The sequence below is a fragment of the Streptomyces sp. NPDC048481 genome, assembly GCF_043200075.1.
Taxonomy (GTDB): domain Bacteria; phylum Actinomycetota; class Actinomycetes; order Streptomycetales; family Streptomycetaceae; genus Streptomyces.
Genome location: NZ_JBICXC010000008.1, coordinates 219,833 through 239,720 on the forward strand (window position 1 = coordinate 219,833; position 19,888 = coordinate 239,720).

The following is a 19,888-nucleotide window of genomic DNA, read 5'->3' on the forward strand; positions in this document are numbered from 1 at the left end:
GGCCTCCGGCGAAAGCGCTCGGCGGGCGTCGCACGGGACGTCGGCCCCGTTGCCGGTCGGCCTACCCGGGACAACGCCCGCCCTCGCGCACCCGATCCCGTTGTTACCGCGTTATCGACGACCGGTGACGTGTGTGACGAGGGCATGTCGTGCGGTGACACGGCGATTCTTCCCGCTCCCTCTATCGCGTACTCATGACGGCAGTCACAAGAGAGTGATAACTTCGAGGAACTGTCGAGGAGGCCGCCCTCATGAGTCCCTTCACCGGCTCCGCCGCCCGTACCTCCGACTGGCGCCATCTGCACGTGGAACTCGCCGACGGCGTCGCCACCGTCACCCTCGCCCGGCCCGACAAGCTCAACGCCCTCACCTTCGGCGCCTACGCCGACCTGCGCGACCTGCTCGCGGAACTGTCCCGGGAACGCGCCGTGCGCGCCCTCGTGCTGACCGGCGAGGGCCGCGGCTTCTGCTCCGGCGGAGACGTCGACGAGATCATCGGCGCCACCCTGGGCATGGACACCGCCCGCCTCCTCGACTTCAACCGGATGACCGGCCAGGTCGTGCGCGCCGTGCGCGAGGCACCGTTCCCGGTGATCGCGGCCGTCCACGGAGTGGCCGCGGGCGCCGGCGCGGTCCTCGCGCTGGCCGCCGACTTCCGCGTCGCCGACCCCGGCGCCCGCTTCGCCTTCCTCTTCACCCGCGTCGGCCTCTCCGGCGGCGACATGGGCGCCGCCTACCTCCTGCCCCGGGTCGTCGGCCTCGGCCACGCCACCCGGCTGCTCATGCTCGGCGAACCGGTCCACGCCCCCGAGGCCGAACGGATCGGCCTGATCAGTCAGTTGACGGAGGAGGGACGCGCCGACGAGGCCGCGAAGGCCCTGGCCCGCCGCCTGGCCGACGGACCCGCCCTCGCCCATGCCCAGACCAAGGCCCTCCTCACGGCGGAACTGGACATGCCGCTGGCGGCCGCGGTGGAACTCGACGCGGCCACCCAGGCCCTCCTCATGAACGGCGAGGACTACGCCGAGTTCCACGCCGCGTTCACCGAGAAGCGCCCGCCCCGGTGGCGGGGACGGTGACGGCGGCCGGGGCGGCCGGGGCGCCCCTGCGCGTCGCGGTCGTCGGCGGCGGCCCCGGCGGGCTGTACGCGGCGGCCCTGCTGAAACGCCTCGGCCCCGCCCGCGAGGTCACCCTGTGGGAACGCAACGCCCCCGACGACACCTTCGGCTTCGGAGTGGTCCTGTCCGACGAGACCCTGGGCGGCATCGAACACGCCGACCCGCAGGTCTACGCGGCCCTGCAACGGCACTTCGTCCGCTGGGACGACATCGACATCGTGCACCGGGGCGTCCGCCACACCTCCACCGGGCACGGCTTCGCCGCCCTCGGCCGCAAACGCCTCCTGCGCATCCTCCACGAACGGTGCCGCTCCCTCGGCGTCGACCTGCGCTTTCGGACCAGGGCCCCGGACACCGCGTCGCTGTCCGCCGGGTACGACCTCGTCGTCGCCGCCGACGGCGTGCACAGCACCACCCGCCAGACCTGCGCGCACGTCTTCCGGCCCCGGCTCACCGGCCACCGCTGCCGCTACATCTGGCTCGCCGCCGGCTTCGCCTTCGACGCCTTCCGCTTCGAGATCGCCGAGACCGAGCACGGCGTCATGCAACTGCACGGCTACCCGTACGAGCGCGACGCCTCCACCGTCATCGTGGAGATGCGCGAGGAGGTGTGGCGGGCGGCCGGCCTCGACGCCCTCGACGAGCAAAAGTCGGTGGAGCGCTGCGCCGAGGTCTTCGCCGACGCGCTCGGCGGACGCCCCCTGAGATCCAACGCCTCCGCCTGGACCACGTTCCGCACGGTGGTCAACGAGCGCTGGTCGCACGGCAACGTCGTCCTGCTGGGCGACGCCGCCCACACCGCCCACTTCTCCATCGGCTCCGGCACCAAGCTCGCCGTCGAGGACGCGCTCGCGCTCGCCGCCTGCCTGGACGAACACCCCGACCCGCGCGCCGCGGCCACCGCCTACGAGGCGGAGCGCCGGCCGGTCGTCGCCTCCACCCAGCGCGCCGCCGCGGCCAGCCTGGAGTGGTTCGAGAACATCGGCCTCCATCTCGACCAGCCGCCCCGCCGGTTCGCCTTCAACCTCCTCACCCGCAGCCGCCGGGTCACCCACGACAACCTGCGCCTGCGCGACTCCCGCTTCACCGACGCCGTGGAACGCGAGTTCGGCTGCCCGCCGGGCACCCCGCCCATGTTCACCCCGTTCCGGCTGCGCGGCCTCACCCTGCGCAACCGGATCGTCGTCTCGCCCATGGACATGTACTCGGCGCGGGACGGCGTCCCCGACGACTTCCACCTCGTCCACCTCGGCGCCCGCGCCCTCGGCGGGGCGGCGCTGGTGATGACCGAGATGGTGTGCGTCTCCCCGCAGGGGCGCATCACACCGGGCTGCACCGGCCTCTACACCGCACGGCAGGCCGACGCCTGGCGGCGGATCACCGACTTCGTGCACGAGCGGGCGCCGGGAACCGCCGTCGGCGTCCAGCTCGGCCACTCCGGACGCAAGGGCTCGACCCGGCTCATGTGGGAGGGCATGGACGAACCGCTGCCCGAGGGCGGCTGGCCCCTCGTCGCCGCCTCCCCGCTGCCGTACACACCGCGCAGCCGGACGCCCCGCGAACTCGGCCGGGCCCAGCTCACCGACCTGCGCGAGCAGTTCGTGTCCGCGGCCCGCCGCGCCGCCCGCGCCGGCTTCGACCTGCTCGAACTGCACTGCGCACACGGCTACCTGCTCTCCGGCTTCCTCTCCCCGCTCACCAACCGCCGCACCGACGCCTACGGAGGCTCGCTCGCCGCACGGCTGCGCTTCCCCCTGGAGGTCTTCGACGCGGTCCGCGAGGTCTGGCCGGCGGAACGCCCGGCGACCGTCCGCATCTCCGCCACCGACTGGGCGCCGGGCGGCACCACGGCCGAGGACGCCGTCGAGATCGCCCGCGCCTTCGCCGCCCACGGCGCCGACGCGATCGACGTGTCCACCGGACAGGTGGTCTCCGACGAGCACGTCGAGTACGGGCGCTCCTACCAGACGCCGTTCGCCGACCGGATACGGCACGAGGCGGGCGTCCCGGTGATCGCGGTCGGAGCGATCTCCTCGTGGGACGACGTCAACTCCCTGATCCTCGCGGGCCGTACGGACCTCTGCGCCCTGGGCCGCCCCCACCTCTACGACCCGCACTGGACCCTGCACGCGGCCGCCGAACAGGGCTACACCGGCCCCGGCGCGCCCTGGCCGGCACCGTACCGAGCAGGCAGCCGCCCACCCCGCACCGGACGCCAGGACGCCCCCAAACCCCGCCTGCGCCTCACCGACTGACGCCTCGCCGGACCAGCCCACGCCCTCTCGGGACCACCGCACCCGTCGGGACCACCCCGCCCCTCGGGGCCGGGACGGGTTCCGGGCGGCCTCACACCCCGGCGAACCGCGCCCCCGCGTCCCGCAGCCGTTCGTGCAGTCCCTGGAACACGGCCGCCGACCGGGTGCCCGGCCAGTCCGGCGGCAGCAGCCGCTCCGGCAGGCCCGGATCCGCGTAGGGCAGGTGGCGCCAGGAGTCCAGAGCGAGGAGATAGTCGCGGTAGGCCTCCTCCGGCGGGGTGTCCCGCCGCTCCCGCCAGGCGTCCAGCACCCGCGCGTGCCGGTCGAGGAACGCCTCGTGCTCCTTGGCGACGGCCGCCAGGTCCCACCAGCGGGCGACGGCCTCCGCGGTCGGCGCGAAACCGAGATGCTCCCCGCGGAAGAGGTCCACGTACCCGTCCAGCCGCAGTCGCCGCAGCGTGTGCCGGGTCTCCTCGTGCAGCCGCGCCGGGGCGATCCACACGCCCGGGGCGGCCGTGCCGAAGCCCAGACCCGCCAGCCGCGACCGCAGCACGTGCCGCTTCTGCCGCTCCGACTCCGGCACGGAGAACACCGCCAGCACCCAGCCCTCGTCCGCGGCGGGCGCGTCGGCGTAGATGCGCCGGTCGCCGTCGTCGAGCAACTGGCGCGCCTCGTCCGAGAGTTCGTAGCCCGCTGCGCCCTGCGCCGTGCGGGCCGGCAGCAGCAGACCGCGCCGTTTCAGCCGCGAGACCGAGGAGCGGACGGAGGGCGCGTCGACGCCCACCGCGGCGAGCAGCCGGATCAGCTCGGCGACGGGCACCGGGCCCGAGGCGAAGCGTCCGTACGCGCCGTAGAGCGTGACGATGAGAGACCGAGGTGCGGGCTGGTCGGACACGTAGATCATCTTAGGTCGTCGGCATCACTGCTGGTCACCTTCGGTGCAACCGCTTGCTCGCAGCCGGAATCTCTGGAGCTTCCCCGTCGCGGTGTGCGGCAGCGCGTCCAGCAGGACGAACTCGCGCGGACACTTGTACGGCGCCAGTTCCCGCCGGAGGAACGCGCCCAGCGCCTCCGTGTCGCGCGGGGCGCCCTCGCGCAGCACGGCGAACGCGACGGCCACCTGGCCCCGGCGCTCGTCGGGCCGTCCCACCACCGCCGTCTCCACCACGTCCGGATGGCGCAGCAGCGCCTCCTCCACCTCGGGGCCCGCGATGTTGTACCCGGCGGAGACGATCATGTCGTCGGCGCGGGCGACATACCGGAAGTAGCCGTCGGCCTCCCGGACATAGGTGTCTCCCGTGACGTTCCAGCCGTCGCGCACGTACTGCTCCTGCCGCGGATCGGCGAGATAGCGGCACCCCACCGGCCCGCGCACGGCGAGCAGCCCCGGCTCGCCGTCGGGCACGGGCGCGCCGTCGGCGTCCTGCACGCGCGCCTGCCAGCCCGGCACCGGCACACCGGTCGTTCCCGGCCGGACGTCGTCGTCGGCGGCGGAGATGAAGATGTGCAGCAGCTCGGTGGCGCCGATGCCGTTGATCAGCCGCAGCCCGGTCCGCTCGTGCCAGGCCCGCCAGGTCCCGGCGGGCAGGTTCTCGCCGGCCGAGACGCAGCGCCGCAGCGAGGAGAGATCGTGCCCGTCGAGGTCGTCGAGCATCGCGCGGTACGCGGTGGGGGCGGTGAACAGCACGCTCACCCCGTGCTCGGCGACGGCCGGCAACAGCTGCCTGGGCCCGGCCTGTTCGAGCAGCAGCGCACTGGCGCCCGCCCGCAGCGGGAAGACGACGAGCCCGCCGAGGCCGAAGGTGAAGCCGAGCGGCGGGCTGCCGGCGAAGACGTCGTCGGGCAGCGGTCTCAGCACATGCCGCGAGAAGGTGTCGGCGATCGCCAGCACGTCCCGGTGGAAGTGCATACAGCCCTTGGGGCGACCGGTGGTGCCCGACGTGAACGCGATCAGCGCGACGTCGTCGCACGCCGTGCCGACGGCCCGGTACGGCCCGGCCGGCGCCGGCCGGGTCAGCAGGTCGCCGGGGGAGTCCCCGCCGTACGTCGTGATCCGCAGCCCCGGTATCCGCGCCGCGACGAGGTCGTCCACCGCCCTGACGTCGCACAGCGCGTGCTCCACCCGGGCGATATCACACAAGGTGCGCAGCTCGGGCGGACGTTGCTGGGCCAGCACGGTCACCGCGATCGCGCCCGCCTTCAGCACCGCCAGCCAGCAGGCCGCGAGCCAGGGCGTGGTGGGGCCGCGCAGCAGCACGCGGTTGCCGGGCGCCACCCCCAGCTCGCCGCTGAGCAGATGGGCGATCCGGTCGACATGGGCGCGCAGCTCCCCGTACGTCCAGGAGGGCCCCGACGGCGTCCGGAACGCCACCCGGTCCGACGGCGGGCCGGTGAGCAGTTCGTCGGCGCAGTTCAGCCGGGCGGGGTAGTCCAGCCCGGGCAGGTCGAAGCGCAGCTCGGGCCACTGCGCGGGCGGCGGCAGATGGTCGCGCGCGAAGGTGTCGACATGGGCAGAGACGTTCATCGGCGTTCGTCCCCTTGCCTCGATGGACTTCCGGCCGGCCTGCCCGGGCGGGCTTCGTCGTGAGGGGTCGCGCAAGGAGCGTATCGCGTTGGTGACGACAGTCAACGGTACGCGATACCGTCGGAGGTAGCGGTGGGCCGGCCGCCGGCCGACATGACAGAGGGGAGCGGCGATGCCCGCATTCTCGCTCGAACCGGCACAGACCGCCTGGTGCGCCGAACTGCGGGCGCTGGCCGCCGACCGGCTGCGCCCCCTCGCCGAGAAGGGCGAGCCGGGCCGCGTCAACAGACCGCTCCTCGCCGAACTCGGCCGACTCGACCTGCTGTCACGGCTGTTCACCTCCGGCGCCGTCGACCTCTGCATGATGCGCGAGTCCCTCGCCCACGCCTGCACGGAAGCGGAGACCGCGCTCGCGCTCCAGGGACTCGGCGCCCGTCCCGTGCACACCCACGGCACCCCCGCCCAACGCCGGCGCTGGCTGCCCCGCGTCGCCGACGGCACCGCGGTCGCCGCCTTCGCTCTGAGCGAGCCGGGGGCGGGCTCGGACGCCGCGGCCCTGTCGCTCGCAGCGGAGCGGGACGGTCCCGGAGCCTGGCGCCTCACCGGGGAGAAGTGCTGGATCTCCAACGCCCCGGAGGCCGACTTCTACACGGTCTTCGCCCGCACGACCCCCGGCGCCGGCGCCCGCGGCGTGACCGCCTTCCTCGTGCCCGCCGACCGTCCGGGCCTCACCGGCTCCGCCCTCGACATGCTCTCCCCGCACCCCATCGGCGCCCTCCGCTTCGACGCCGTCCCCGTCACCGCGGACGACGTCCTCGGCGAGCCGGACCGCGGCTTCCGGGTCGCCATGGGCACCCTCGACCTGTTCCGCGCCAGCGTCGGCGCCTTCGCCGTCGGCATGGCCGGCGCCGCCCTCGACGCCGCTCTCTCCCACACCGCCCGGCGGGACGCCTTCGGCGGCAAGCTGAGGGACCTCCAGACCGTCGCCCACCAGGTCGCCGAGATGGCCCTGCGCACGGAAGCGGCCCGCCTGATGGTCCACGCCGCGGCGACGGCGTACGACGCGGGGGAACCGGACGTCCGCAAACGGGTCGCGATGGCCAAGCTGCTCGCCACCGAGACCGCGCAGTACGTCGTCGACGCCGCCGTCCAACTCCACGGCGCCCGCGCGCTGCGCCGCGGCCACCTGCTCGAACACCTCTACCGCGAGGTGCGCGCACCGCGTATCTACGAGGGGGCCAGCGAGGTGCAACGCGACATCATCGCAAGGGAGTTGTACACCGAACAGGCGGAGGCGGCGACGGAGTCGGAGGCGGATAGGGCAGGTACGGCGGGGGCGATGCCGCACAGGGAAGGCGAGAGAGCCGCTTCCGGGACCGAGGAGGCGGCCGGGTGAGCGCCGAGCGCGTCAACCCGCCCGAACTCTCCCCGCCGGCCGGCTTCTCGCACGCCGTCGTCGCCACCGGCGAGCGCGTGGTCTTCCTGGCCGGACAGACCGCGCTGGACACCGAGGGGAAGATCGTCGGTGAAGGGCTCCCGGAGCAGTTCCAGCGGGCCCTGGCCAACCTCCTCACCGCTCTGCGCCACTGCGGCGGCACTCCGGCCGACCTCGCCCGCGTCACCGTCCACGCGACCGACGTCGCCGACTACCGCGCGCACGCCCCGCGGCTCGGCCGCATCTGGCGTGACCTGGCGGGCCGGGACTATCCGGCCATGGCCGTCGTCGAGGTCGTCCGGCTCTGGGACGAGGAGGCGCTCGTCGAGCTGGACGGGATCGCCGTCCTGGGCCCGCCGCCGTCCACCCCGCACTGACCCGTGCCGTGCGCCCGGCCGTCGGGTCAGGCCGCCACCGCGAGGCCCGGCGAGGCCGCCCGGTGCGGGTCCACGACCCGGCCGTCGGGCAGCAGCTCACCCGAGTCGTCGAAGACGATCGTGCCGTCGCACAGCAGGTTCCACCCCTGCTCGGGGTGGGCGGCGACGACATGCCCGGGGCGGGCGTCGGAGCAGGGCCGGGTGCGGGCAGCGGCGCCGGGACTCAGGTGGGAACACATAGCGCACCTCCACGTCGACGGTCGGCCGTCCGGCCGGTCCGTATGCCTCGACCATGCGCCCGGCCGAAAGCCACCGCCAGAGCCCGCCCGCAAGCGTGACAGCACCAGGACAACTCCAGGACCGTTCCCCGACGACGGGGGCGGATCGTCGAGGATTGGCCGCGGATCGTCGCCGGCCGGCGCGGCGCGCCGGCGACCGGCGCCGGTCGTTGAAGACCCGGCGCGGCTCGTCGGCGTCCTGTGCGGCTCGTCGGCGACGGGTACGGCTCGTCGACGGCCGGTGCGGCGCGCCACCGAAGGAGTGACGATCACCGCGCCGGGGCGCTCCGCCCGGTACCAGTGGAGGCCCCACAACAGGAGGTTCTCCCATGTCGATGCGCCCCGCACTGCACGCGGCAGCCGGCGCCGCCGCCCTGCTCATGCTGTCCGGACCGGCGGTCACCGCCCAGGCGGCCCCGTCGGAGTCCGTCACCGTAGACCCGACGGGCCGACTCGCCGCCGACGGCACCGTCACCCTCTCCGGCACCTACCGCTGCGCCGACAGCAGCGGTCCGGTCTTCGTCAGCTCCTCCGTCGGCCAGAGCTCCGACGGCGCCCGGCACGGCATCGGCGGCACCCGCGCGGTGTGCGACGGCGCCGAGCACAGCTGGCAGAACACCGGCAAGGCCACCCCGAACGACCTGGCGCCCGGCACCGCCCACGTCGAGGCCACCCTGATGGAACTCCGCCCCGACACCGGCCTCCCCCTGCCCCGCTTCCACGCCGTGCACCAGCAGGACGTCACCCTGACCCAGATCTGACCCGAGGCCCGCCCCACCCTGACCGGGCCCCGGACGCCACGACCGGACGTCGCAGAGACCACACCCCCGGTCTCTGCGACCCGCCCCGATCGAGGGTCAGTTCGGACTCCCGGCGCTGATCACGGTGACGATGTCGGCCATGGGCGCGGATTCTCGGTGGCGACGTCAAGGTCCTGGCTGGGACGGTTCACGAGGCGGTGTGCCCGCACCGCGTATCCACCGGTGAGAACCAGCGGATACGGCGAACCGAGCGCGGTCACATCCGCCAGGAGCCGCGTGTGCAGCTCCGGCATGTCCGTCATGCGGCTGCCCGGGTGCGGGAGGCGAGCTGAGGGAAGGCGTCTTCCCACACGGCGCGCACGCTGCGGCCGACGAGGGTGCGCAGCACCGGCCACAGCTCCAGGAGCAGGTCCTGGTTCAGGTAGCGGGGCAGGTCATCGCGCAGGCCCTCGTGCAGGACGGTGCGGTACAGCCCCATACGCTGGCGCGGCTTGCCCAGGTCGTACGAGGTCATCCCCGACCACGCCATGTGCAGCGGCAGCTCCACGATCCCCTGGGGCGGGCCGTGCAACTCGTCCAGCGACTCCGGCAGACGCCGTCGGAACTTCTCCCGGTACAGCGCGAGATCCTCGGCGACCGCGTCCGAGAGGCCGCTCCGCGCGGGTGCGGGGTCCTGTGGGCTGGAGGACATGCAGCCATTATGACGGCAGGAGAGCGGTAAGGATGATGCGCGAGCCCGCGTCCGCGGTGAGCGGGACGGGTTCGCGGAACAAGGTATGAGCGTGACAGCACGCTCCCCGAGAAGTCCGACAGATGGAGCCGAGTCCCCTCCTGGCTTGCATACGTGCAGGTCAGGAGAGGATCCGCGTTACCTTTTCCTGGGACTTTCAGATGTCCCGGAAGATCTCGATCTGCGCGCCGATCGAGTTCAGCCGCTCGGCGAGGTCCTCGTAGCCGCGGTTGATGACGTAGACGTTGCGCAGGACCGAGGTCCCCTCGGCGGCCATCATCGCCAGCAGCACGACCACCGCCGGGCGCAGGGCGGGCGGGCACATCATCTCGGCGGCTCGCCAGCGGGTCGGTCCCTCGACCAGTACCCGGTGCGGGTCCAGGAGTTGGAGGCGTCCGCCGAGCCTGTTGAGGTCCGTCAGGTAGATCGCGCGGTTGTCGTAGACCCAGTCGTGGATGAGGGTCTTGCCCTGGGCGACGGCCGCGATGGCGGCGAAGAAGGGGACGTTGTCGATGTTCAGGCCGGGGAACGGCATCGGGTGGATCTTGTCGATCGGCGCTTCCAGCTTGGAGGGCCGGACCGTGAGGTCCACCAGCCGGGTGCGGCCGTTGTCGGCCGGGTACTCGGGTGTCCTGTCGTGGTCGAGGCCCATCTCCTCCAGGACCGCGAGCTCGATCTCCAGGAACTCGATCGGCACCCGGCGTACCGTCAGCTCCGACTCCGTGACGACCGCGGCGGCCAGCAGGCTCATCGCCTCGACCGGGTCCTCGGAGGGGGAGTAGTCCACGTCGATGTCGATGTTCGCCACGCCGTGCACGGTGAGCGTCGTGGAGCCGATGCCCTCGACCCGGACGCCGAGCGCCTCCAGGAAGAAGCAAAGATCCTGGACCATGTAGTTCGAGGAGGCGTTGCGGATGACGGTCACGCCGTCGTGCCGGGCGGCCGCCAGCAGCGCGTTCTCGGTGACCGTGTCCCCGCGCTCGGTCAGCACGATAGGCCGGTCCGGGCGCACGGCGCGGTCGACGACGGCGTGGTACTGCCCCTCCGTCGCCGCGACCTCGAGCCCGAACCGCCGCAGTGCGATCATGTGCGGTTCGATGGTCCGCGTGCCGAGGTCGCAGCCGCCCGCGTACGGCAGCTTGAACTGGTCCACCCGGTGCAGCAGCGGGCCGAGGAACATGATGATGGAACGGGTGCGCACGGCGGCCTCGGCGTCGATCGCCGCCATGTCCAGCTCGGCCGGCGGCACGATCTCCAGGTCGACGCCGTCGTTGACCCACCGCGTCCGCACGCCGATGGAGTTGAGGACCTCGAGCAGACGGTAGACCTCCTCGATGCGGGCAACCCGGCGCAGCACTGTGCGCCCCCGGTTGAGCAGGGAGGCGCACAGCAGGGCCACACACGCGTTCTTGCTGGTCTTCACGTCGATCGCGCCCGACAGCCGGCGGCCGCCCACGACCCGCAGGTGCATGGGTCCCGCGTAGCCCAGAGAGACGATCTCACTGTCCAGGGCTTCACCGATCCGAGCGATCATCTCAAGGCTGATGTTTTGGTTGCCGCGCTCGATGCGGTTCACGGCGCTCTGGCTGGTTCCGAGCGCTTCGGCCAGCTGTGCCTGTGTCCAGCCCCGGTGCTGACGGGCGTCACGGATGAGCTTGCCGATGCGTACGAGGTAGTCGTCTGCCATGAGGCTGAGGTTATCTCAGATATGAGATGGCGCCTCTCGGGGGGTCCGTTCGGGTGACAGCCCGTCAACGCCGCTTGCGACTACGGGTGTGACGCCATCCGAAAGGTCCGGGCAAATCCATCGATGTCGTACGACGTCCGGTGCTGCTGTGGGTCTGGCGCGGGCCGTGCTTCCCGCCGCCGGTGGTGATCGACCACGAGTGCCGGTTGATGTTCAGCCGCACGCCGGGGAGGATGCGGAAACTCTTGCGGAAGGTGAGGGGCATCGGAGCCTCCTTCGTCGGGAGTGCCTGTCCGCTCCCGTTTACCCCGGCGTGACGCGCCCATGACGCCCCTTCAGAAGTCGCCCCCGCCGCCACGCGCACCGCCTGCCCGGACGGGGGGTGCCGAGAGGCCGGACGGGGTCCGCCGAGTGGCCGGGCGGGAGTCCCCGAGTGGCCGGGCGGGAGTCCCCGAGTGGCCGGGCGGGAGTCCGCCGGATGCGGATCGCCGGATGCGGGCCCACCGGGCACCAGGCCCCGGGCGTCGCGCGGGCTGCCGGGCCCCGGCCCGGGGGGCGGAACCCGGTCGACACCGGAAGCCCGGTGTCGACTGCCTCCGGGAGCCCGGTGTCGGCCGCCTCGGGGAACTCGGTGTCGGCCGCCTCCGCAAAGCCCGCGGCGAGGGCGTCCGGAAACCGGCGGCGGGGCTGGGCATGACCATTCAGCCCCCATGTACTAGAGTTATCTCGACATCGAGATATCTGCCGAAGGCGCACCGCAGCCGCCACCCGGTAAGGGTTACCTAACTTAGCCTGACCTGAGCGGTTCGGCCAAGCCCGCGTGACGGCAGGATGCGGTGGTACGCGCACATCAATGAAGGAGACTGTCGTGTCGGCGAACAGCTTCGACGCCCGCAGCACGCTGCAGGTGGGCGACGAGTCGTACGAGATCTTCCGGCTGGACAAGGTGGAAGGCTCGGCTCGCCTTCCGTACAGCCTGAAGGTGCTGCTGGAGAACCTGCTCCGTACCGAGGACGGCGCGAACATCACCGCCGACCACATCCGTGCGCTCGGCACCTGGGACTCCCAGGCCCAGCCGTCGCAGGAGATCCAGTTCACGCCGGCGCGCGTGATCATGCAGGACTTCACCGGCGTGCCCTGCGTCGTCGACCTCGCCACCATGCGCGAGGCCGTCAAGGAGCTGGGCGGCGACCCCGCCAAGGTCAACCCGCTCTCCCCGGCCGAGCTGGTCATCGACCACTCCGTCATCGCCGACAAGTTCGGCACCAACGACGCCTTCGCGCAGAACGTCGAGCTGGAGTACGGCCGCAACCGGGAGCGCTACCAGTTCCTGCGCTGGGGCCAGACCGCGTTCGACGACTTCAAGGTCGTCCCGCCGGGCACCGGCATCGTCCACCAGGTGAACATCGAGCACCTGGCGCGCACGGTCATGGTCCGAAACGGCCAGGCCTACCCCGACACCCTCGTCGGCACCGACTCGCACACCACCATGGTCAACGGCCTCGGCGTCCTCGGCTGGGGCGTCGGCGGCATCGAGGCCGAGGCCGCGATGCTCGGCCAGCCGGTCTCCATGCTGATCCCGCGCGTCGTCGGCTTCAAGCTCACCGGCGAGCTGCCGACCGGCACCACCGCCACGGACCTCGTCCTCACGATCACCGAGATGCTGCGCAAGCACGGCGTCGTCGGCAAGTTCGTCGAGTTCTACGGTGAGGGCGTCGCCGCCACCTCCCTCGCGAACCGCGCCACCATCGGCAACATGTCGCCGGAGTTCGGCTCCACCGCCGCGATCTTCCCGATCGACGACGAGACCCTGAAGTACCTCAAGCTCACCGGCCGCTCCGAGCAGCAGGTCGCGCTCGTCGAGGCGTACGCCAAGGAGCAGGGCCTCTGGCTGGACCCGAAGGCCGAGCCGGACTTCTCCGAGAAGCTGGAGCTCGACCTCTCGACGGTCGTCCCCTCCATCGCCGGCCCGAAGCGCCCGCAGGACCGCATCGTCCTCGCCGAGGCCGCCCAGCAGTTCGCGAAGGACGTCCTCAACTACGTCGAGGCGCCCGTCGCCCAGACGCCCGCCGCTGCGGCCTCCCCGGTCGACGAGGCCAGCGACGAGTCCTTCCCGGCCTCCGACGCCCCGGCCTACGGCAGCCAGGAGAACGGCGCCGGTGCGCCGCAGCACGCCGACGGCCCCGCCTCCGCCGTCCCGTCCAACCCGGTCACCGTGACCGCCCCCGACGGCTCGACGTACGAGATCGACCACGGCGCGGTGACGGTCGCGGCGATCACCTCCTGCACCAACACGTCCAACCCGTACGTCATGGTCGCCGCCGCGCTGGTCGCGAAGAAGGCCGTGGAGAAGGGCCTGACCCGCAAGCCGTGGGTCAAGACCACCCTCGCTCCGGGCTCGAAGGTCGTCACCGACTACTTCGACAAGGCGGGCCTCACCCCGTACCTCGACAAGGTCGGCTTCAACCTCGTCGGCTACGGCTGCACCACCTGCATCGGCAACTCCGGCCCGCTGCCGGAGGAGGTCTCCAAGGCGGTCAACGACCACGACCTCGCCGTCACCTCGGTGCTCTCCGGCAACCGCAACTTCGAGGGCCGGATCAACCCCGACGTCAAGATGAACTACCTGGCCTCCCCGCCGCTGGTCGTCGCGTACGCCCTCGCCGGCTCGATGAAGGTGGACATCACCAAGGACGCCCTGGGCGCCGACCAGGACGGCAACCCGGTCTTCCTCGAGGACATCTGGCCCTCCGAGGCCGAGGTCAACGACGTCGTGGCCAACGCCATCGGCGAGGACATGTTCAACAAGTCCTACCAGGACGTCTTCGCGGGCGACGCCCAGTGGCAGGCGCTGCCGATCCCGACCGGCGACACCTTCGAGTGGGACACCGAGTCGACCTACGTCCGCAAGCCCCCGTACTTCGAGGGCATGACGATGGAGACCACCCCGGTCTCCGACATCACCGGCGCCCGTGTGCTGGCCAAGCTCGGCGACTCGGTCACGACGGACCACATCTCGCCCGCCGGCGCCATCAAGGCCGACACCCCTGCCGGCAAGTACCTCACCGAGCACGGTGTCGAGCGTCGTGACTTCAACAGCTACGGCTCCCGCCGCGGCAACCACGAGGTCATGATCCGCGGCACGTTCGCCAACATCCGCCTGCGCAACCAGATCGCGCCGGGGACGGAAGGCGGCTACACCCGCGACTTCACCCAGGACGGCGGTCCGGTGTCGTTCATCTACGACGCCTCCCGCAACTACATCGAGCAGGGCGTCCCGCTGGCCATCCTGGCCGGCAAGGAGTACGGCTCGGGCTCGTCCCGCGACTGGGCCGCCAAGGGCACCGCGCTGCTCGGCGTCAAGGCCGTCATCGCCGAGTCGTACGAGCGCATCCACCGCTCGAACCTCATCGGCATGGGCGTCCTGCCGCTTCAGTTCCCGGAGGGCACCAACGCCGAGTCCTTCGGCCTGACCGGCGAGGAGACCTTCTCCTTCACCGGCGTCGAGGAGCTGAACAACGGCAGCACCCCGCGCACCGTCAAGGTCACCACCGACACGGGCGTCGAGTTCGACGCGGTCGTCCGCATCGACACCCCGGGCGAGGCCGACTACTACCGCAACGGCGGCATCATGCAGTACGTGCTCCGCAGCCTGATCCGCAAGTAAGCGGTCGAGCGGCGGCAGCCGAGCGGTTCAGGGCCGCATCCCCGGTGACGGGGGTGCGGCCCTCCGCCGTTCCCGGTGACGGGGTGCGGCCCCTCCGCCGTCCGTCACCGTCACCGTCCCGGTCCGCGGACGTCGCGGGCACCTCCCGCACCCCGCCGGCGCCTGTGCGCCCCGCCCGGTCGCGCATCCCTCCCCGCCCCGCCCGGCCGCGCGCATCCCTCCCCGCCCGCCCCGCCCGGAGCGGCGGAACGCCACAGGGCACGCGCGACCCGTTTACAAGTCGGCCGTACGGCGCTACCTTCCGCCACAGGCGAAGTGGGAGCGCTCCCATGTGATCGCGCCCGACGGACCGGAACCCGCCGGGCGCGAGCGGGACGCTCCCGCTTCGCGCATCGCGAGCAACCTGCGTTCACCGCGACCGCCGGTGAGCGCAGCGCGCCGATCCCGCATCCGCAGTGCACTCCCTGCACGCCCGGTCCGTACACGGAAGGCGGACTCATCTGCCATGCAAACTGTCATGATCGCGCCAAAAGAGAAGTCGAAGTTACGCACCCGAGCCCTCCTCCTCGTCCTGCTGGCCCTGCTCGCCACCGTCCCCGCCCTCGGCCTGATCGTCACGGCCGGCGGCAGGGCAGAGGCGCACGGCACCCCCATGAAGCCCGGCAGCCGCACCTTCCTGTGCTGGCAGGACGCGCTGACGAACACCGGTGAGATCAAGCCGGTCAACCCGGCCTGCAAGAACGCCCAGCAGGTGAGCGGGACCACGCCGTTCTACAACTGGTTCTCCGTGCTGCGCTCCGACGGCGCGGGCCGCACCCGCGGCTTCGTGCCGGACGGTCAGCTGTGCAGTGGCGGCAACCCCAACTTCACCGGGTTCAACGCGCCGCGCAACGACTGGCCGCTGACCCATCTCACCGCGGGCGCGACCGTCGACTTCTCCTACAACGCCTGGGCGGCCCACCCGGGCTGGTTCTACGTCTACGTGACGAAGGACGGATTCGACCCGACCCGCGCCCTCACCTGGGACGACCTGGAGAGCCGGCCCTTCCTCTCCGTCGACCACCCGCCGCTGCACGGCAGCCCCGGCACGGTCGAGGCCAACTACTCGTGGACCGGGCAGCTTCCGGCCGGCAAGTCCGGCCGCCACATCGTCTACATGGTCTGGCAGCGCTCGGACAGCGCGGAGACCTTCTACTCCTGCTCCGACGTCGTCTTCGACGGCGGAAACGGCGAGGTGACGGGCATTCACGAACCGGGCAACCCGACCGAGCCGGTCCCGGGCGCCTGCACCGCCACCCGCAGGACCACGAACACCTGGAACGGCGGCTACCAGTCCGAGGTGACCGTCACCAACTCCGGCGACGTGCCGATGCTCGGCTGGATGGTCGACTGGACGCTCCCCTCGGGGCAGTCGGTCGACAGCCTGTGGAGCGGCAACCCCACGTACACGGGGCAGTCGGTGATGGTCCACAACGCCGACTGGAACGGCTCGCTCAGTCCGGGGCAGAGCACGACCTTCGGGTATGTCACGTCCGGCTCGGGCGGAGACACCGCCACGAGCCTGCCCTGCCGGGTCGGCTGAGCGGGGCCGGCACGGTCCGATGAGCCGACCCGGTTGAGCGCCTGACGCGCCGGCGGGCCCGGTGGGCGGTCGACGCCCCCCGGGCCCGCCACCCGACGGGACCCGGTGCGAGCTGACGCGAACGGGGCGGCCGCTCCGGGCCGTTCCTCCCACCCCCCACGCCGCCGCGGACCGACCCGGCGCTCTCAGACCGGCCGGTCCACCCGGTCCGACGAGGCCGTCCTGTCCGCCCCGTCCGCCCCGTCCGCCGCGTCCGGCGGCGCCGCTCCGCGGGTCCCTCGTCGCGCCAACCGGTCTGTCAGCCAGTCGAGTTGGCGTCTCACATGCTTGCCTCCGCCGCCCTCGTGCCCGTTGTACGGGTAGGCGTGGATCTCCCTGTCGGGGCGCGGACGGCCGCTCAGCTCGCCGTAGCGGTGGAACGCGGCGTACGTGCCGCTCGGCGGGCAGACGGTGTCGCGCAGGCCCGTGCCGAAGTGGACCGGGGCACGGGCCCGCCGGGCGAAGGAGACGCCTTCCGCGTAGGCGAGCGTGCGGTGGGCCGCCTCCTCCGCGCCGCGGTGGACGGAGAGGTAGGCGGCGATCTCCCCGTACGGGCCCTCGTCGGTGAGTTCCAGGGCGCGCCGGATGCCGCACAGGAAGGGCGCGGTGACGAGTGCGGCGGCGAGATCGGGGACCAGGCCCGCGACGGCCAGCGCGAGGCCGCCGCCCTGGCTGTTGCCGACGGCGACGGCGTGGGCCGGGTCGACGCCGGGCAGCGCGCAGACCGCGGTCACGGCGCGCACCGCGTCGGTGATGAGCCGCCGGTAGTGGTGCTCCCGGTGGGAGAGCAGGCCGCGGGCGGCCGGGCCCGGACCGCCGGGCGCGGTGGCGTGCGGGTCGGGGGTGCCGCCTCCGTCGCCGTACTGGTCGCCCTGGCCGCGGTTGTCCATCAGCAGATGCGCGTAGCCCGCGTTCACCCAGGTCAGGCGCTCGTGCGGAAAGCCGCGGCCGCGTCCGTAGCCGATGTACTCGACGACGGCGGGCAGCGGCTCCCGCGCGCCGGCCGGGCGGCTGAACCAGGCCCGGACCGGGTCGCCGGCGAAGCCGCGGAAGGTGACGTCCCAGGTCCGTACGAGACGCAGCCCGGTCTCGACGGGACGCACGGACAGCAGGGGCTCCCGCTGTCCCGCCTGGTGCAGGGTCTCGGCCCAGAACGCGTCGAAGTCGGCGGGTTCGTCGAGCTGTGGGCAGTGGCGTTCCAGTTCGGGCAGCGGCAGGTCGAACGCGGGCACAGTGCCACCTCGCAGGGTCGTGGGGGAGCGATCGTTGCGTGGTCCGGCCGGAAATTTGCGGGGAACGGTTGCGGTCGGCCTCCCGGTTCTACCCCGCCCGGGAGGATTGCACAACGCCGCACGACGCCCCACCGGTCCACCGTGCAGCACCCATTGACAGCGCTTTCCATGAGCCTCTACGTTTCCGCAGAGTTACCGGTAAGGGCACGAAAGTTTCGAGATCACGCACGGCGAATCGAGCGTTTCGAAGGATGCCCCGGGAGGCCCGAGCATGAGCACCTCCACCAGGTCGGTCCCATCGCCGGAAACCCGGCGCCCGCTTGCGAGACCCCGGCACGGACCGGCGCGTCCGGCCGCGCGCCGAGTCCGGCGGCGCTCGCTGCGCCGGGACTGGCAGCTGTACTCGCTGGCCGTGCTGCCCCTCGTCTTCTTCCTCGTCTTCCGCTATCTGCCGATGATCGGCAACGTGATCGCCTTCCGCCGCTTCGAACCGGGCGGCTCGATCCTGGGGGAGCGGTGGGTGGGGCTCCGGTACGTGCGGATGTTCCTCACCGACCCCACGTTCTGGCAGGTCTTCCGCAACACCCTGTGGCTCGGCGGGCTCACGCTCGTGTTCTGCTTCCCCCTGCCGATCGTGCTCGCCCTGCTGCTCAACGAAGTGCGGCGGCGGTCGCTGAAGCGGTTCGTGCAGTCGGTCTCGTACCTTCCCCACTTCCTGTCGATGGTGATCGTCGCCGGCATCACCCTGCAGATGCTGGCCACGGACGGTCCCGTGAACCACGTCCTGGGCTGGTTCGGCCACGAACCGGTCCGCTTCATCCAGGAACCCGGCTGGTTCCGCGCCGTCTACGTGGGCTCGGAGATCTGGCAGACCGTCGGCTGGGGCACGATCCTCTACCTCGCGGCGCTCACGACCGTCGACGAGGACCTCTACGAGGCCGCCCGGATCGACGGTGCGAACCGCTGGCGGCAGATCTGGCACGTCACGCTGCCGGGCATCCGCCCCACCATGATCACGCTGCTGATCCTGAACATCGGCACGTTCATGGCGGTCGGGTTCGAGAAGGTCCTCCTGCTGTACAACCCGCTGACCTATCCGACGGCCGACGTGGTGTCCACCTACCTGTACCGCACCGGCGTCGAGTCCAACAGCTTCAGCTACGCCGCCGCGATCGGGCTGTTCGAGGCGGTCGTCGGACTCGTGCTGATCACCGGCGCGAACCTGCTGTCGCGGCGCACCGTGGGGACGAGCCTGTGGTGAGCCCGACGGCCAGGCGCGCTTCGCGCCCGCGCCCCTCCGTGCACCGGCCCACGCGCGGCTACCGCGTCTTCCAGGCCGTCAACGGCGTCGTCCTGACCCTCGTCGTGCTGGTGACCCTGTATCCCTTCGTCAACATCGTCGCGCGGTCCTTCAGCGGGGAGCGCCAGATCCGGGCCGGCGAAGTGACGCTGTGGCCGAAGGGGTTCAACCTCACCACCTACCGGATCGTCTTCCACGACTCGATGTTCTGGCGCAACTACGGCAACACGGTCCTGTACACGGTCGTCTCCACCGTCGTCGCCATGGTCCTGACGACCTGCTACGCCTACGTGCTGTCGAAGAGCCGGCTCAGGGGGCGGGGTCTGCTGGTCGGAATCGCCGTGTTCACCATGTTCTTCACCGGCGGGCTGATCCCGAACTACGTCCTCGTCACCAGCCTCGGCCTGAAGAACTCGGTCTGGGCGATCGCCCTGCCCAACGCGGTCAGCGTGTTCAACCTGCTGGTGATGAAGGCGTTCTTCGAGAGCCTGCCGGGCGAACTGGAGGAGGCCGCCGAGATCGACGGCCTGAGCACCTACGGAATCCTGCTCAGGATCGTGCTGCCGCTGTCCAAGGCGGTCATCGCGACCATGGTCCTCTTCTACTCGGTGTCCTTCTGGAACTCCTGGTTCTCGGCGTACCTCTACATGGACCGCAGCGAACTCATGCCGGCCACGGTCTATCTGCGCAACCTGATCTCGGGGGCCACCACCGGCGGGAACGCCGGCGCGGGAACCGACCAGCTCAGCCAGGTCGGGGCCAACATCCAGGCCGTCACCATCGTGCTGACGGCGCTGCCCATCCTCTGCGTGTACCCGTTCGTCCAGCGCTACTTCGTCTCCGGCGTCACCCTCGGCGCGGTCAAGGGCTGAGAGCCGTACCTCCGACGGAACAAGGGAGTCA

The 19,888-nt window shown here is 71.8% G+C and carries 16 protein-coding genes and 1 pseudogene; 9 read left to right on the forward strand and 8 right to left on the reverse strand.

The features are described from left to right. The first annotated feature begins 251 nt into the window (after positions 1–251). Positions 252–1,079 (forward strand): enoyl-CoA hydratase family protein, encoded by an 828-nt coding sequence (locus ACGFSH_RS24315; protein ID WP_393352021.1) that lies wholly within the window; start codon positions 252–254, stop codon positions 1,077–1,079. Continuing rightward, a complete protein-coding gene (locus tag ACGFSH_RS24320) occupies positions 1,064–3,373 on the forward strand; it encodes a bifunctional salicylyl-CoA 5-hydroxylase/oxidoreductase (protein WP_393352024.1) in 2,310 nt (769 codons plus the stop codon). The genes ACGFSH_RS24315 and ACGFSH_RS24320 overlap by 16 nt, the downstream gene beginning before the upstream one ends. Before the next feature lie 91 nt (positions 3,374–3,464). Here ACGFSH_RS24320 and ACGFSH_RS24325 read toward each other — a convergent pair whose 3' ends face one another. After that, the gene (locus ACGFSH_RS24325) at positions 3,465–4,277 is read right to left on the reverse strand and encodes a PaaX family transcriptional regulator C-terminal domain-containing protein (RefSeq protein ID WP_393352027.1); all 813 of its coding nucleotides are present in this window, start codon (positions 4,275–4,277) and stop codon (positions 3,465–3,467) included. Positions 4,278–4,292: 15 nt separating this feature from the next. After that, a complete protein-coding gene (locus ACGFSH_RS24330; protein ID WP_393352030.1) occupies positions 4,293–5,897 on the reverse strand; it encodes an AMP-binding protein in 1,605 nt (534 codons plus the stop codon). Between the two features lie 172 nt (positions 5,898–6,069). Here ACGFSH_RS24330 and ACGFSH_RS24335 point away from each other — a divergent pair, with 172 nt between their 5' ends. Together ACGFSH_RS24335 and ACGFSH_RS24340 are read left to right on the forward strand one after the other, a co-directional pair. Beyond that, entirely contained in the window at positions 6,070–7,293 is a 1,224-nt protein-coding gene (locus tag ACGFSH_RS24335) for an acyl-CoA dehydrogenase family protein (protein ID WP_393352031.1), read from the forward strand. Further along, positions 7,290–7,709 carry a RidA family protein gene (locus tag ACGFSH_RS24340; RefSeq protein WP_393352034.1) on the forward strand — a complete coding sequence of 140 codons (420 nt, stop codon included), beginning with the start codon at positions 7,290–7,292 and terminating at the stop codon, positions 7,707–7,709. Before ACGFSH_RS24335 ends, ACGFSH_RS24340 begins: the two co-directional genes overlap by 4 nt. Before the next feature lie 26 nt (positions 7,710–7,735). On the opposite strand, the gene ACGFSH_RS24345 is transcribed toward ACGFSH_RS24340, so the two are convergent. Next, the gene (locus ACGFSH_RS24345; protein ID WP_393352037.1) at positions 7,736–7,948 is read right to left on the reverse strand and encodes a DUF5999 family protein; all 213 of its coding nucleotides are present in this window, start codon (positions 7,946–7,948) and stop codon (positions 7,736–7,738) included. 368 nt (positions 7,949–8,316) lie between these two features. On the opposite strand from ACGFSH_RS24345, the gene ACGFSH_RS24350 reads away from it, so the two are divergent. Continuing rightward, positions 8,317–8,748, forward strand: a complete 432-nt coding sequence (locus ACGFSH_RS24350) for a DUF6299 family protein (RefSeq protein ID WP_393352040.1) — start codon at positions 8,317–8,319, stop codon at positions 8,746–8,748. A 108-nt stretch (positions 8,749–8,856) separates the two neighbouring features. Here ACGFSH_RS24350 and ACGFSH_RS24355 read toward each other — a convergent pair. The 4 genes and pseudogenes from ACGFSH_RS24355 to ACGFSH_RS24370 form a co-directional block, all read right to left on the reverse strand. Further along, positions 8,857–9,050: pseudogene (locus ACGFSH_RS24355) on the reverse strand (hypothetical protein); the annotation flags it as partial. Next, complete coding sequence (locus ACGFSH_RS24360) at positions 9,047–9,439, reverse strand: hypothetical protein (RefSeq protein WP_393352043.1); 393 nt, start codon at positions 9,437–9,439, stop codon at positions 9,047–9,049. The pseudogene ACGFSH_RS24355 and the gene ACGFSH_RS24360, both read right to left, overlap by 4 nt. A 196-nt stretch (positions 9,440–9,635) precedes the next feature. After that, positions 9,636–11,165 (reverse strand): helix-turn-helix domain-containing protein, encoded by a 1,530-nt coding sequence (locus tag ACGFSH_RS24365; RefSeq protein ID WP_393352046.1) that lies wholly within the window; start codon positions 11,163–11,165, stop codon positions 9,636–9,638. Between the two features lie 64 nt (positions 11,166–11,229). Further along, positions 11,230–11,430 (reverse strand): DUF4236 domain-containing protein, encoded by a 201-nt coding sequence (locus ACGFSH_RS24370; RefSeq protein WP_393352049.1) that lies wholly within the window; start codon positions 11,428–11,430, stop codon positions 11,230–11,232. A 603-nt stretch (positions 11,431–12,033) separates the two neighbouring features. Between ACGFSH_RS24370 and ACGFSH_RS24375 the strand changes: the two genes are divergently transcribed. Both ACGFSH_RS24375 and ACGFSH_RS24380 read left to right on the forward strand, forming a co-directional pair. Further along, positions 12,034–14,832 (forward strand): aconitate hydratase, encoded by a 2,799-nt coding sequence (locus ACGFSH_RS24375; RefSeq protein WP_393352052.1) that lies wholly within the window; start codon positions 12,034–12,036, stop codon positions 14,830–14,832. A gap of 517 nt (positions 14,833–15,349) precedes the next feature. After that, positions 15,350–16,414, forward strand: a complete 1,065-nt coding sequence (locus ACGFSH_RS24380; RefSeq protein WP_393352055.1) for a lytic polysaccharide monooxygenase — start codon at positions 15,350–15,352, stop codon at positions 16,412–16,414. A gap of 185 nt (positions 16,415–16,599) precedes the next feature. Here the strand turns inward: ACGFSH_RS24380 and ACGFSH_RS24385 are convergent, their stop codons facing one another. Next, complete coding sequence (locus ACGFSH_RS24385; RefSeq protein WP_393352058.1) at positions 16,600–17,685, reverse strand: acetylxylan esterase; 1,086 nt, start codon at positions 17,683–17,685, stop codon at positions 16,600–16,602. 271 nt (positions 17,686–17,956) lie between these two features. On the opposite strand from ACGFSH_RS24385, the gene ACGFSH_RS24390 reads away from it, so the two are divergent. Beyond that, a complete protein-coding gene (locus ACGFSH_RS24390) occupies positions 17,957–18,946 on the forward strand; it encodes an ABC transporter permease (protein ID WP_393352061.1) in 990 nt (329 codons plus the stop codon). A gap of 38 nt (positions 18,947–18,984) precedes the next feature. Further along, complete coding sequence (locus tag ACGFSH_RS24395) at positions 18,985–19,857, forward strand: carbohydrate ABC transporter permease (protein ID WP_393352292.1); 873 nt, start codon at positions 18,985–18,987, stop codon at positions 19,855–19,857. The last annotated feature ends 31 nt before the right edge of the window (positions 19,858–19,888 follow it).